The sequence below is a fragment of the Sulfolobus tengchongensis genome, assembly GCF_036967215.1.
Classification (GTDB): Archaea; Thermoproteota; Thermoprotei_A; order Sulfolobales; family Sulfolobaceae; genus Saccharolobus; species Saccharolobus tengchongensis_A.
This window is the reverse complement of sequence record NZ_CP146016.1, coordinates 2195332-2208112: the sequence shown is the minus strand read 5'-3', so window position 1 is coordinate 2208112 and position 12781 is coordinate 2195332. Positions and strand designations below refer to the sequence as shown.

Annotated in this window: 15 protein-coding genes and 2 tRNA genes; 9 read left to right on the top strand and 8 right to left on the bottom strand. The window is 34.6% G+C overall.

What is annotated here, in order from left to right:
- Positions 1 to 38 precede the first annotated feature (38 nt).
- The 5 genes from fen to V6M85_RS10625 form a co-directional block, all read right to left on the bottom strand.
- Positions 39 to 1094, bottom strand: a complete 1056-nt coding sequence (gene fen / locus V6M85_RS10645; RefSeq protein ID WP_338604752.1) for a flap endonuclease-1 — start codon at positions 1092 to 1094, stop codon at positions 39 to 41.
- Positions 1091 to 1333: a hypothetical protein gene (locus tag V6M85_RS10640; RefSeq protein WP_338604750.1), complete on the bottom strand. Its 243-nt coding sequence runs from the start codon at positions 1331 to 1333 to the stop codon at positions 1091 to 1093. The genes fen and V6M85_RS10640 overlap by 4 nt, the downstream gene beginning before the upstream one ends.
- A 5-nt stretch (positions 1334 to 1338) precedes the next feature.
- On the bottom strand, positions 1339 to 3645 hold the full coding sequence (locus V6M85_RS10635; protein ID WP_338599779.1) for a CDC48 family AAA ATPase: 2307 nt from the start codon (positions 3643 to 3645) through the stop codon (positions 1339 to 1341).
- A gap of 64 nt (positions 3646 to 3709) precedes the next feature.
- Positions 3710 to 3985: an elongation factor 1-beta gene (locus V6M85_RS10630; RefSeq protein WP_338599776.1), complete on the bottom strand. Its 276-nt coding sequence runs from the start codon at positions 3983 to 3985 to the stop codon at positions 3710 to 3712.
- 13 nt (positions 3986 to 3998) lie between these two features.
- Positions 3999 to 4196: a zinc finger domain-containing protein gene (locus tag V6M85_RS10625; protein ID WP_338599773.1), complete on the bottom strand. Its 198-nt coding sequence runs from the start codon at positions 4194 to 4196 to the stop codon at positions 3999 to 4001.
- A 63-nt stretch (positions 4197 to 4259) separates the two neighbouring features.
- On the opposite strand from V6M85_RS10625, the gene pth2 reads away from it, so the two are divergent.
- Together pth2 and truD are read left to right on the top strand one after the other, a co-directional pair.
- Complete coding sequence (pth2, locus tag V6M85_RS10620; RefSeq protein WP_338599771.1) at positions 4260 to 4622, top strand: peptidyl-tRNA hydrolase Pth2; 363 nt, start codon at positions 4260 to 4262, stop codon at positions 4620 to 4622.
- Positions 4619 to 5752, top strand: coding sequence for a tRNA pseudouridine(13) synthase TruD (truD, locus tag V6M85_RS10615; protein ID WP_338599767.1), 1134 nt, complete (start codon positions 4619 to 4621; stop codon positions 5750 to 5752). Before pth2 ends, truD begins: the two co-directional genes overlap by 4 nt.
- Before the next feature lie 2 nt (positions 5753 to 5754).
- On the opposite strand, the gene aspS is transcribed toward truD, so the two are convergent.
- Positions 5755 to 7044, bottom strand: coding sequence for an aspartate--tRNA(Asn) ligase (gene aspS / locus V6M85_RS10610; protein WP_338599765.1), 1290 nt, complete (start codon positions 7042 to 7044; stop codon positions 5755 to 5757).
- A gap of 1 nt (position 7045) precedes the next feature.
- Complete coding sequence (locus V6M85_RS10605) at positions 7046 to 7558, bottom strand: transcription elongation factor NusA (protein ID WP_338599762.1); 513 nt, start codon at positions 7556 to 7558, stop codon at positions 7046 to 7048.
- Between the two features lie 62 nt (positions 7559 to 7620).
- On the opposite strand from V6M85_RS10605, the gene V6M85_RS10600 reads away from it, so the two are divergent.
- On the top strand, positions 7621 to 7791 hold the full coding sequence (locus V6M85_RS10600) for a 50S ribosomal protein L40e (RefSeq protein WP_338599760.1): 171 nt from the start codon (positions 7621 to 7623) through the stop codon (positions 7789 to 7791).
- A 14-nt stretch (positions 7792 to 7805) separates the two neighbouring features.
- Here V6M85_RS10600 and V6M85_RS10595 read toward each other — a convergent pair whose 3' ends face one another.
- Entirely contained in the window at positions 7806 to 8366 is a 561-nt protein-coding gene (locus tag V6M85_RS10595; RefSeq protein WP_338599757.1) for a nucleotidyltransferase, read from the bottom strand.
- A 50-nt stretch (positions 8367 to 8416) separates the two neighbouring features.
- On the opposite strand from V6M85_RS10595, the gene V6M85_RS10590 reads away from it, so the two are divergent.
- The 6 genes from V6M85_RS10590 to V6M85_RS10565 all read left to right on the top strand — a co-directional run bounded on the left by V6M85_RS10590 (position 8417) and on the right by V6M85_RS10565 (position 12638).
- Positions 8417 to 8530, top strand: a tRNA-Cys gene (locus V6M85_RS10590).
- 40 nt (positions 8531 to 8570) lie between these two features.
- Positions 8571 to 10199, top strand: coding sequence for a thiamine pyrophosphate-binding protein (locus tag V6M85_RS10585; RefSeq protein WP_338599754.1), 1629 nt, complete (start codon positions 8571 to 8573; stop codon positions 10197 to 10199).
- A gap of 57 nt (positions 10200 to 10256) precedes the next feature.
- Entirely contained in the window at positions 10257 to 10811 is a 555-nt protein-coding gene (locus V6M85_RS10580; RefSeq protein ID WP_338599752.1) for a hypothetical protein, read from the top strand.
- Positions 10808 to 11395 carry a hypothetical protein gene (locus V6M85_RS10575; RefSeq protein ID WP_338599749.1) on the top strand — a complete coding sequence of 196 codons (588 nt, stop codon included), beginning with the start codon at positions 10808 to 10810 and terminating at the stop codon, positions 11393 to 11395. The genes V6M85_RS10580 and V6M85_RS10575 overlap by 4 nt, the downstream gene beginning before the upstream one ends.
- Positions 11368 to 12489, top strand: a complete 1122-nt coding sequence (locus V6M85_RS10570; protein WP_338599747.1) for an ATP-binding cassette domain-containing protein — start codon at positions 11368 to 11370, stop codon at positions 12487 to 12489. Before V6M85_RS10575 ends, V6M85_RS10570 begins: the two co-directional genes overlap by 28 nt.
- 53 nt (positions 12490 to 12542) lie before the next feature.
- Positions 12543 to 12638: transfer RNA gene (locus V6M85_RS10565), tRNA-Lys, on the top strand.
- Positions 12639 to 12781 lie beyond the last annotated feature (143 nt).

Here is a 12781-nt window from a genome sequence, read left to right as displayed (position 1 = left end):
TGATTAACTAACTTTAAATTTAACTTCGTAAATTGGTGCTAAAACCACTGGTCTAATCCTGTTTGTCTGGATGCTCCTTTTGCTTCTTTTATTGCTTTAGTTAATCTCTGAATACCGTTTTTTACTCTTTCCTCGTTAAAATTATGTTCATTAACTAAAAGATCCATTATTTCTTTTTCGTTTGGTTCTCCTAATTCTAGAATTTCATCTGGTTTAATTACTTGAGGTTTTAGAAATAAGTTTCTTATCTCATCTATATTGAAAGTTATATCTTTTTTAGGTATCTCTCCATATTCTATAGCCTTCTCTATTTTTCCATATTTTTTGATTATTTTCAATGCTCTTTCTGGTCCTATTCCTTTGATCCCCTCTGGGTTATAATCGGTCCCAATCAGTATCGCTATATCTATTAATTGCTCTCTTGTGATTCCTAACTTCTTAAGTAATAAGTCCATTTCTATTAATTCTGGTTTTATATCTACGTATATATCTTTATTAGGAAGTTTTCTTTTTCCTGTAATTGTTAAATTACGTACTAATCTTTTAGCTCCAAATAACAATGAGTCATAATCCTGGCTTGCCGAGGCCCAGCTTAATCCGATGGCGTTCAAATATGCTGCTTCCGCTTCTCCTTCAGAGGGTGCTTGAACTATTGGGATTCCCATTATTTTCAATAATCTCTTACTTTCGGATACCATATCATTAGACAATTTTACTACAACTTGAGAATATTTTCTCATTTCTTCGATCTTACCTTCAGTTTTAGCTCTTTCTAGTTTTTTCTCTGCTTCTTCCTTTATTTTCTTCCTTCTTTCTATTTCCTCCCTTTTTTGTTCTGGCGGTTTACCATCAAATACATAAATAGGTATTATTCCCTCTTCTAAGATATTTATTGTTCGATAAAACAATCCGCTCAAATGGCTAGTTATTCTTCCTTGGGAGTCTATTAGTGGTGTTCCATCGGGCTGTCTTATTGCAGCTAAGAACTGATATAAAGCGTTATATCCATCTATACTTACCTTCTTACCTTTAAGTTCTGCGAACGAAATTTCCCTTTTTACTTCTTTTGTCAAATCAGCTAGATCTACTCCTATTCCTTATCACCTAAATATGTAATCATTCTCAAGTTTTCTTTAATTAATGATACAGAAATATAACCTCTAATCTCTAGAGCCATTAATGCTTTTAGAAAATCATTATATGATATTTCGTAATTTACAGAATCTTTTATCTCTTTGAAAAGATCGTCATCTCTAATATTATTATTATTTTTTCTTACCTTATCTAAAATTTTTTCTAAAACAATATTATATAATGGGACACTTCTCCACATTCTATTCACGCATAAGTACTTGGTTTAACTGTAGTTTTAGGTAATTGTTGTCTAGCCTTCTCTATCCAGTTTTGATAGAATTGTAACATGTCTTGTGTTACTGATGGTTTAATTTTTCTCATAGCTTCTTCAAAATGTCTTATCGAGACCTTAACACCATTAACCTTCATACATTCCTTCATAGTCTTATCTTTACATTCAGCATCAGTAGGTTTACACACTTCATTGGTTTTGTCTATGCACATTTTCATACTCTCTCTGATAGCTCTCATAGCAGCCTCTCTTACTAAAGCTGCCAGATCAGCCCCAGTGTAGCCTTCAGTTTTCTCTGAGACATCTTCTAAGCTGACGTCTTCTGCTAAGACTATATTTCTAGTATGTACCTTTAGTATCTCTATCCTAGCCTTCTTATCAGGTGGTGGGACATATATTAATTTTTCAAATCTTCCAGGTCTTAGTAGCGCTGGATCTAGTATGTCTGGCCTATTCGTTGCAGCTATTACAACTACATTTTCTAGCTTCTCTATTCCGTCCATTTCAGCTAGTAACTGATTTACTATCCTTTCTGTTACGCCTGAATCATACGAGATTCCTCTTATTGGCGCTATTGAATCTATTTCATCAAAGAATATTACGGCGGGTGCGTACATTCTAGCTTTTCGGAATATTTCTCTTACGGCTTTTTCACTTTCTCCTACCCATTTTGATAGTATTTCTGGTCCCCTTACTGCTATGAAGTTTGCTCCACTCTCTGTCGCCACGGCCTTTGCTAACATAGTCTTACCAGTTCCCGGCGGACCAAATAACAATATACCCTTAGGTGGTTCTATTCCGGAACTTTGATAAAGTTCTGGGTATTTTAGAGGATATTCTACAACTTCTTTCAGTTCCTCTTTAATCTCCTCAAGACCTCCTATATCTGTCCATTTAACCTCTGGGACCTCTATATAAATCTCTCTTAACCCACTTGGCACTATTTCTTTAAATGCATTTATGAAATCTTCCATTTTTACTTCCATAGACTCTAAGATTTCCGGTGGTATTTTATCTTGGTTTAAATCTATTTTTGGTAAATATCTCCTCAGTGCGTTCATGGCAGCTTCTCTTACTAGTGCAGATAAATCAGCTCCAGTATAACCGTGAGTCATATCAGCAAGTTTCTCTAAATCTACATCCTTGGACAAAGGCATGTTTCTGGTGTGAATTTGTAATATTTCTAATCTGCCTTGTTTATCAGGTAATGGTATTTCTATTTCTCTGTCAAATCTTCCTGGTCTTCTTAATGCTGGATCAACAGCACTAGGTCGATTAGTTGCTGCTATCACTATTACATTCCCTCTATTTTCAAGACCATCCATTAGAGTAAGTAATTGTGCTACTACTCTTCTTTCCACTTCCCCTATTACCTCGTCTCTCTTAGGAGCTATTGCATCTATTTCATCAATAAATATTATGGCGGGTGCGTGTTTTTTAGCATCCTCGAAGATCTCCCTTAGTCTTTGTTCACTCTCTCCGTAGAATTTACTCATAATTTCTGGTCCATTTATTGAAGTGAAGTAAGCATCTGTCTCATTAGCTATTGCTTTAGCTAGTAGAGTTTTCCCGACTCCAGGCGGTCCATATAACAATATACCCTTAGGTGGTTCTATTCCTAGCCTCTTAAATAATTCTGGATGTCTTAAAGGAAGCTCTACTAACTCTCTAACCTTCTCAATTATATTCTTCATTCCACCTATATCTTCATATGTGACTCTGGGATATCTGGAAGGCTCTACTGGCTTGTCTGATATACTTATTATCGTTTCATCATTTACTAATACTATACCTGCAGGCTTTACTTGGACTACGGTAAATGGTATTGCTTGACCGAGAACTGGGATTAATACTGTATCACCCTCAACTAAGGGAAACTCCTTCAACCTTTTTTTAACATAACTAATAAAGCCAGGATCTACTGTTATTGAAAAGTTCGAAGGAGCTAATTTAACAGTACTGGCTGGCTTCACCATAGCTTTTCTTACTATTACTTTATCTCCTATAGAAACACCGGCATTTTTCCTCGTTATTCCGTCCATCCTTATTATATCCTTCTCTCCCGTAGCATCCTCTGGCGATAACGGCCATGCAATTGCAGCAGTCTTTCTAGTGCCTTCAATTTCTACTACGTCACCTGGACTAACATCAATTTGAGAAAGTAAATCAATATCAATTCGTACTTTTCCTCTACCAACATCCTTCTGTCTTGCTTCCATTACTCTAAGTATTAGTTCCTTCCTCTGCGGTTTTTGCTCTTCTCCAGAACTAGCGCTCAATTTTTATCTCCAAAATATTTTAACGTATAAAGGATATATAAGAACTAACGTACCAAAGAGTTTATTAGAATCCTAATCTGGTTATCCCTACTACTTCGGCATGGCTAACTCCTTGTATATTATTTACTATCTCCTCTAAATTGTCTGTGCCTCCTTCAGTTTGCTCTGGCATCTGCACATAGAGAATTAATGCGTTTAATCCGAAGGCGATTGGTTCTGTTTCCTTTCTAATGATTTTATACTCTTTGGGTAATTTACTACTTATATCTGCATATAAGTTATCTAAATTAACTTCATCACTATCTGGGAAAACTTTAAGAACAATTAGAACGTCTGCCATTTTAAATACCCTCCTATGGTCCTTTAAACCCACAATTTGGGCAAGTGTATTCTACACCTTGCTTCCTGCACATATAGTCTCGTCGAATTAATACTTCACCGCAATTTGGGCAATAGAACTCTACACCTTTCTCCCTAGGGTGTATTATTTTTCCGCAGCTTGAGCATATTGGTGGTTCTACTTCTTCTCTTATGCTTAATTTGACTGACATATTATTTCCCCTTTATTTAACCTCAATAAAAGTTTAAAAGTGTTTGTTGCTTTCCGACTATAAATGTTTAAGATGGTGATAGTTGTAAGGACTGATATCAAAATGGGCAAAGGTAAGATAGCTGCTCAAGTAGCACATGCTGCCGTAACTTTAGTGCTAAATGTGTTAAATTCCAACAATTTACGATGGAAAGAATGGTTAAGTGAATGGTTACAAGAAGGACAACCTAAGATAGTTGTAAAAACAGATTCGCTAGACGATATTATCTCTAGATCTAATAGAGCTAAAGAAATGAATTTACCATTCTCAATTATCGAAGATGCGGGAAAAACTCAACTAGAGCCGGGTACTGTAACCTGCTTAGGTATAGGTCCAGCTCCTGAAAATTTGGTAGACTCTATTACGGGTGATTTGAAATTACTTTGACTCCCCATGAAATAGATATAGCCCTTGGTATGGAAAGGTATTATTACGATGATTGGAAAGAAATAGACGTAACGATTGATAGGCCTGACGGATTTAAAGTTATAGAGGAGATTGATTTTAAGCCAGCTCAAGAATGGAAAGGTGAAATTTATGGAAAATACGCAATTTATCTACTAACAAAACGAGGCATAGATCATTTTACTGCGATATCTGAAGTTCAAAAGATACTACGCTCTAAAGTACGTTATATTGGTATAAAAGATGCAAATGCAATTACAATTCAGTTAATATATATATTAACGGATAATAATAGAGAACCAATTAATGAGTATCAAACACCTAATTTTCAAATAAAATTTCTTGGATTTGCTTCAAAAAAGCTTAATCACACTGGAAATATATTTGAGATATCCTTAACTACACCATATGTTAATTCTATTGTAGAGAGAATCAAGCAAATTATTATAGAGCCTTATCTTCCCGCATTTGTCGGATATCAGCGATTTGGAACGCGTAGACCTATAACTCATGTGATAGGAAGATATCTGCTAAGAAAAGACTGGGAAAGTGCATTTTATTCGATTTTAACATATCCTTTCCTTTCTGAATCAAAAGATATTGCTAGCATACGAAAAATGATAAGTGACGGCGACTTTAAAGAGGTGATCAAGCTAATTCCGTCAAAGTTCAAACAAGAAAAGTTATTGATAAAAAACTATATTAAATTTAATTCCTATTATCTTGCGTTAAAAAATAGTTTTATTCCTATTTCATTGTATTTAGACGCATATCAAAGCTATCTCTTTAACTTATATCTCTCTAGAAAATTAGATGAATATAGGAAGATTAAAGATAAAGATAATATAATTATAAAAATACCGACTTATTTTGGCGATTGTGATGAAATTTGTAAACAAATTTATTTAGACGAGGGTATAGAGAGAGGTTTCTTTAAATTAAAAGAGTTTAAAATTTCATTAAAGGACTTTATTAGAAAAGCATTTATGAAAATAAGGAATTTACAATTTAATGAAAAAACAGGCACAATTTCTTTCACATTGGATAGAGGGATGTATGCTACGATCCTACTTAGGGAGATTATAAGAGGAGATCCAAGAAAATTTACTTGACTTTATGGTACTAATCTCTTCTTATCCCTTGGGAATGGTACCACTTCCTTTACACTTTGTAGCCCGGTTAGCATGAGCATTACCCTTGCTAAGCCCATTCCAAAACCTGCGTGAGGAGGCATACCATAGTCGAACCACTTTAAGAAGAATTCAAAATTCTCTGGATTCAGCCCCCTAACCTTAAGAGAATTTTCTAATACCTCCCTTATATGATTTCTAGAACTACCGGAAACTATTTCTAGCCATCTAAAAATCAAATCAAAACTTTCACTTAGTTGTGGATTATCTTTCTTTTGTTTAGTATAGAATGGTCTACTTAACCAAGGCCAGTCAGTTATGAAATACAAATCCTCCTTTATCTCGTTATATAACACTCTAAGTTCTGGAGTTCCGATATCGTCTCCAAATTTAATATTAATACCCTTACTTTTCAAAATCTCTATGGCGTCTGAATATGGAATTTTCTTTATAGGTATGCTTACGTTTGGTGGATTGTAATTTAAGATTTTTAACTCATTTTCACATTCTCTCTTTACATCATTTATCATATTGTAAATTATTTGCTCAATTAGAGCCATAACATCGTTATAATCAGCAAATGCCATTTCTACATCCATACTGATAAATTCTGAAAGATGGTAAGGTGTATCTGACTCTTCTGCTCTCCATGCTGGCGCTATTTCAAACACCCTTTCTATGGCACCTGCAAGCAATTCCTTATATAACTGCGGACTTTGAGCTAGAAATGCTTCTTTTCCAAAATATAGAACTGGAAATAGTTGAGCTCCACCTTCAGTGGCACTGGCAATTATTTTAGGTGTAAAGACCTCTATAAACCCATTCCTATATAATGTTTCTCTAAACGACTTTACGGCTACTGACTGTATTTTTAACACTGCCTGCATTTCTAGTCTTCTTAAATCTAGTAATCTCTCTCTAAGCCTCGTGTCTATATCAGCTTTAACTTTACCAGTTACATCTAGAGGCAATGGTGATTTCGCATAAGATAAAATTTCCACATCCTTAGCATGAATTTCTACTCCATTTGGTGCCCTCTGATCAGCTTTAACTATTCCGGTTACCATTATTGTTGATTCTAATGAAATATTTACTACTTTATCGTACGCGGCATTGTTCTTTTCCACTACTACTTGTCCTATCCCGCTCTTATCTCTTATTATGAGAAATACTTTCCCACCTAGATTCCTTATATTATGTACCCATCCTGCTATTTTTACTTCTGTTCCATCCATTTTTGGATTTATTTCTGAAATTAAATGTGTTCTAAGCACCTTACTCTACCCTTATTCTTACTGGCGTTGAGTGTATTTTAGTTAACGCTGACTCTAAAAGTTGTGCTTCAGCTGGGAGCAATCTTTTTTCAGACCTAGATACGCGAATCACATATTGTACGGAGCCATCTGGCATCCATACAGTATTAACGCCAAGTACTCTTGCGGGCGAAAGCAATTGAACTGCACTGTTCTTTATACTATTGGTTTTTTCTAATACTCTAACCTTCATATTTAATTTCTCTTGCAAGATTCTAGCAATTTTAATCCACTTCTGCTGCGTCATATCTGGTCCACTAGTTACCAGTAATATTAACAGATCATCTACTTTGTAAGCTTTATGATATACACAATCCTTCAACTCCTTAAACTGAGTCTCTTCTAAGTCTAGTAATATCTTTATTACTTGAACCTCATAGTCAAATACTTCACCACTATCTATAAGAGACTGGCACCTGTTACAGAGAAGCCCACTTCTGACGCAAACGTAATCTAGCGGGATCTTCATCTTCATTCACTCCGTTTACCGCAATACTTATGAATGCGAGATAAAATAATTATAGCCGGGATAAATAAATGCCGCTAACCGATCCCGCGAAGCTTCAAATAGTCCAACAAAGGGTGTTTATGAAGAAAGTCTGCAGGAAATGCGGGGCATTAAATCCAATAAGAGCGACTAAGTGCAGAAGGTGCCATAGTACAAATTTACGGCTAAAGAAGAAAGAATTGCCAACTAAGAAAGGATAAAATTTTTTACTTAATCAAATTTTTATTCCGATTAGTGATAAACGTTCCCTTATGCTATCACTATTTTCTTCGAACGCGTTTAAATGTTTCTTCAAATATTCCTTATCTATCTTAATTTTACCTTCTCCTAAAAGATATATAAGAGTCCTTAACTCATCTTCGTCCTCTTCTCTAAAAGCGTTTGCTTTAAGTAAAATGTAATCTTCTAATGTAACACTTTTGAACTCATGATTGCCTATTTTTATATTAATTGCACTATCTAGAATTTCTTTTGGGACAAAGAAGTCTTGTATATTCTCATATAGATCTATTTGTAATTGATCATCATTAACTGGTACTAACAGCCTTGGCGTATCTATTGGAGTCCTCCCATAATCCCACCCTTTATCATAAGCAAAATTCCTTATTTTATCATCATCAACCAATACACTGATATCTAATACAAAAAGGTCTATGTCGCTTTCTGTCCCTTTTCTCTTTAGAAGTACATCAACTATTGTATCTCCAATTATTACAAACTTTGTAAGGCTTTCGAATTCATAAAGTACATCTCCAACCTTGTCGAAAGGTATCATGAAACCACACCAATATAGTTTTTAAGTAGGTTTTATTAGTTATTATTGTTGCCGGGGTGGCCGAGCGGTCTAAGGCGGCACTACCTGCCCATCGGTAGCGCTAGGGGCCGCAGTGGTTATTGTTGAAACCCGTTATCTCGCGGGTTCGAATCCCGCCCCCGGCTTTTATAAGATTTAAAATCTAGTCTTAGTTATAATGCTAGTATGAGCCAACCTAAAAGAAAAGAGGAAACAGTAGGCGTAGAGATGAAAGGTGAAGAGGCTCTTGCTTACGTTCTTAATGATATTGGTATAACTAAGGTATTTACTACTTATTCATTGCCAAATATATTAAAAGAAATGTTAAAGAAATACAACATAGATGTAGAGTTTTCTATAACGACTAGAGAAGCAAGCTGGTTGGCTTATGCTTATGCATTAGAAAATAATACAGTTGGGACCATTATTCAAATTCCTGGTTCAAAATTAACCGATGCAGTGAATGTAATATCACAAGCATATAACGAATCGGTTCCTCTTCTTATAATCTCAAGCATTAGGTCTCATAAAGATACGGGGAGAGCTAGAATTGGCGAATTTAGAACAATAGACGATCTATCTAACATCCTCTCACCAATAACTAAAGTAAGGGAAAGAGTGATAAGTATAGAAGAGATAACTATAACTGTAGAGAAGGCCTATAAGGAGGCAATAAGTAATCGACCCAGACCATCTTACGTTGAGATATCGGAGGATTTGTTTAGAGCCAAAGCGTATCCATTATCAACTGCAGGTCAAAAGCCCGAAAAGAAGACTCCTGATAAAAATACTGTTGCCAAAGTGGCTGAATTACTGACAAATGCTAAATTACCCGTCATAATTGCGGGTTATGGTGTTGTCTTAAGCGATGCAGAAGATATGCTACTTGAATTAGCTGAACTAATAGACGCGCCTGTAATCACTACGTTTAAGGCTAAAGGAGTAATAGCATCAAATCATAAATTATTTGCTGGTGAGGGATTGGGTGCTTTTGGCACATATTCTGCAAACTATTTAACTGAGAACGCTGATGTAATATTAGCCTTAGGTACTAGATTTACCCAACTATCAACCGCAGGTTGGTCGTTGAAATATAAGGGTATTTTAGTACATAACAATGTAGATGGAGAGGATATCGGTAAGGTCTTCATGCCTCATGTTCCAGTTGTTGCTGATACTGGATTATTTTTGAGGGAACTTTTAGCTCAACTTAAAGCTAAAATTAAGGAGAAGATTAACAGAGGCGCTAGTGAAATTATTTACAAAACACAACAAAAGAATTCTATAAAGTCTCATACTGGATTGTGGCCTATTGATGTAGTGGAGATGTTAAACAAGCTAGGCGGATTTGAAAAAATATATGTTGATCTTACTGCTACTACCATAGATTTTGTTAGACTACCAATAAATTCAAAGAAAATGTGGTATACTGCAGAGTCTTTACTCGAAAGAGGTATTGCAGTGGGAGGTACTGTGGCTTCTAAGTATAAGGCATACGGTGTAACCGACCTAGAGGGTATATTGCCCTATTTACCATTATTAAAGTATAAAGTAGATAAAATTAAAGGTAAGATACTTATACTAAATGATGGTAATTCAAACTATATTGATGTTTCCAACGCAGACTTACCCACAATTTTAAGGTCACAAACTAATATTAATGGCCAGTTGGATGAGATGATAGAGAAATCTGTAGGTGGAATTACCGTAGCTACACCTTCAGAATTAGAAGAGGCCTTAAAAAGTAGTGAAAGGAAAATTATAAATATAAAACTTGATCCCAATTTCGAGTCAGTGGTGGTTTCGAGAATTTAGATTTTTTAAAGCCATATACGGAGGTAATTTTATTTTATCTTAATGTTAATTTAAAATGTGAATGACAAACCTACCAATTACATCTCATTAAAAAGGGCATTAGTCTACGCTGTGGTCTTCTCTATCGCATCCTACGCTGTAGCAGCTGGTTTCTCCTTATCTACTGCACTATATGCTATAAGTATATTCGCAGATCCGCTACTAAATTTAACAGTTCCCTTGATACTTCTTTCTGTGGGTATACAAGTTATTAATAGGAAATTAGGGCCTATTCTCATAGGTTTAATTAGTGCGGGACTTTACGCAGTTAGTTTTCTTCCATTTATAGCAATACCATTAATCATTATATCGTTCATTGTAGAAGGTATAACAAGAATTATGGGATATAGATCGTTAAAAGCAGTAGTAACGTATACAAGCATTGCGGGTGGTCTAGAAGGAGTGCTAAGTACGATATTAGCTCTCTATATGGTTAAAGTACCTGCACCTATAGTCACTTCTCCCTATATTTGGACAGCAGTATCAATTGGAATGTTTATCGAGAGCGCGTTAATGGGATTAATCGCATTTTATATAGTGTCATACCTAATAAAGATAGGTGTAATAAGATGAAAGTTAAAATATTTTTTATGCTTATTTTTTCTATTTTGGTTTACATTAGTAGTATTTTCTTTTCCTTCATTATACCATTTCTTGTTACACTGTTTATATTATATAGACGAACATGGGTTATTGTGATAGAAATCATTATCACAGTTTTTTCTTTCTTTCTATTACACGTTCTTAGCAAAGCCTCTATTTACGAATATACACTTAGGGCACTCACGTTGGTTAATGTCTTTTTAATTTCGAGTGATTATACGGATAGGTCTTCGATAATAGATTTATTCGGTTATAAGGGAATTCCCATAGTTATTGCATTTACGTACTACCCTAGATTTTACGAGATTATGCAAAAAGTAAGTTTTTATGCAAGAATAAGAAGAATAAATTTATTAAATTTAAAAAAGATATTATTGCCAATAATAGTTGAAATAATAAAAATAGCCGATAATTTGTACGTAGCGTATACTGTTAAGCTCTTTGGAGAATATAATTACAATAATAAAAAGAACTTAAAACCAGCTAGAGAGGACATATTATTTTTAGTCATAGGTGTATCTACATTATGCTTGTCATTATTCCTAAATATCTGAATGGAAAAATAGAAATAGAGAAAGGAGAAATAGTAGGATTAGTAGGTAAAAATGGAAGTGGCAAAACCACGTTAATTCTATCAGCTTTATGTATAGATCAGAAAAATTCAAACGTTATTACAGACGAAGTAGATTTCTGTGAAAATAGAAACTATTCTAAACTTTCCGCAGTTTTACAAGACGTTTCTTCTCAAATACTAGCTCCTACATGTAAAGAAGAAATAGAACTGATGAAGAGGTTTCACTTTGTGAATGAGGACATACCGAAAAAGTTAATGGGTCCCTACTATGAGACTGAATTCAATAAACTCTCAGATGGGTATAAAAGGAGGTATGTGATATCATCCATATTAGCATCTAATCCAAATTATGTACTACTAGATGAACCTTTTGCCAATTTAGATGATGAAGCGGTGAACTTGATCAAAACAATTATACCTAAGAGTAGTTTAATAGCGGAACATCGTATTGAAGAATTACGCAAGCTTATAGATAGAGTTTATATAATTAGAAATAATAAAGAAGTAAATGAGATAGATAAAGAAAAATTATTCGATATAGAGTTTTTAAAGAAGGAAGGATTAAGGGGATTTGGATTGCCTAGAATAGATAGTAAACTTGGTGGTCAGATACTAGACGTTACTGTAAATAATTATAGAATTAAATTGAGGGAAAGCGAGGTACTGTGTTTACTTGGGAAAAATGGAAGTGGAAAAACTACATTACTCAGAAAATTGTCACGAAAAATTTTTGCAATATTTCAAGAGGTTGATCTACAGTTTTTTGATTTTACTGTAAACGATGTAGTGAATGACAAAAAAATATTATCGCTTTTTCATTTAGAGAATCTGGCTGACAAAAGCCCTTACACTTTGAGCTTTGGTCAGAAAATGAGAGTTTTAATAGCTTCAGCCTTCGCCTCAAGATCTAAAATAATAGGGCTAGATGAACCTAGTGTAGGAATGGATGGCGAAGCACTACTTTCATTCTATGAGATGGTAAAAATTCTTAAAGACGAGAAACGAGGATTAATAATTGCTACTCATGACAAGGATTTAATAAACTTGTGCGATTCACAATTAGTTATAACTTAAGTTCTTTGGACACCGTTTACTTTATATATTATTTATATTAGTTCTTATCTGATGGGCCCGTAGCTTAGCCAGGTAGAGCGACGGGCTCTTAACCATGTCAACAAAGCGGAGATACCCGTAGGTCCCGGGTTCGAATCCCGGCGGGCCCGCGCACTAAAACTTACTTATTTCTAATTATTTAGATTTTCTATTTTTATGTTGGTAAAAGTTTTTAGATATGAACAATTAATTTCTTAAAATCTTTCTTATCTTGAATTACTTGTTTACTTATTTCTAAGATTTATTACTAAGT

Excerpts from the sequence above, each read along its gene's own strand:
- V6M85_RS10570 (WP_338599747.1), top strand. The coding sequence starts at position 11,368 with ATGCTTGTCATTATTCCTAAATATCTGAATGGAAAAATAGAAATAGAG.
- V6M85_RS10600 (WP_338599760.1), top strand. The coding sequence starts at position 7,621 with ATGCCGCTAACCGATCCCGCGAAGCTTCAAATAGTCCAACAAAGGGTG.
- V6M85_RS10575 (WP_338599749.1), top strand. The coding sequence starts at position 10,808 with ATGAAAGTTAAAATATTTTTTATGCTTATTTTTTCTATTTTGGTTTAC.
- V6M85_RS10625 (WP_338599773.1), bottom strand. The coding sequence starts at position 4,196 with ATGTCAGTCAAATTAAGCATAAGAGAAGAAGTAGAACCACCAATATGC.
- V6M85_RS10585 (WP_338599754.1), top strand. The coding sequence starts at position 8,571 with ATGAGCCAACCTAAAAGAAAAGAGGAAACAGTAGGCGTAGAGATGAAA.
- V6M85_RS10640 (WP_338604750.1), bottom strand. The coding sequence starts at position 1,333 with ATGTGGAGAAGTGTCCCATTATATAATATTGTTTTAGAAAAAATTTTA.
- V6M85_RS10605 (WP_338599762.1), bottom strand. The coding sequence starts at position 7,558 with ATGAAGATGAAGATCCCGCTAGATTACGTTTGCGTCAGAAGTGGGCTT.
- V6M85_RS10630 (WP_338599776.1), bottom strand. The coding sequence starts at position 3,985 with ATGGCAGACGTTCTAATTGTTCTTAAAGTTTTCCCAGATAGTGATGAA.
- V6M85_RS10595 (WP_338599757.1), bottom strand. The coding sequence starts at position 8,366 with ATGATACCTTTCGACAAGGTTGGAGATGTACTTTATGAATTCGAAAGC.
- pth2 (WP_338599771.1), top strand. The coding sequence starts at position 4,260 with ATGTTTAAGATGGTGATAGTTGTAAGGACTGATATCAAAATGGGCAAA.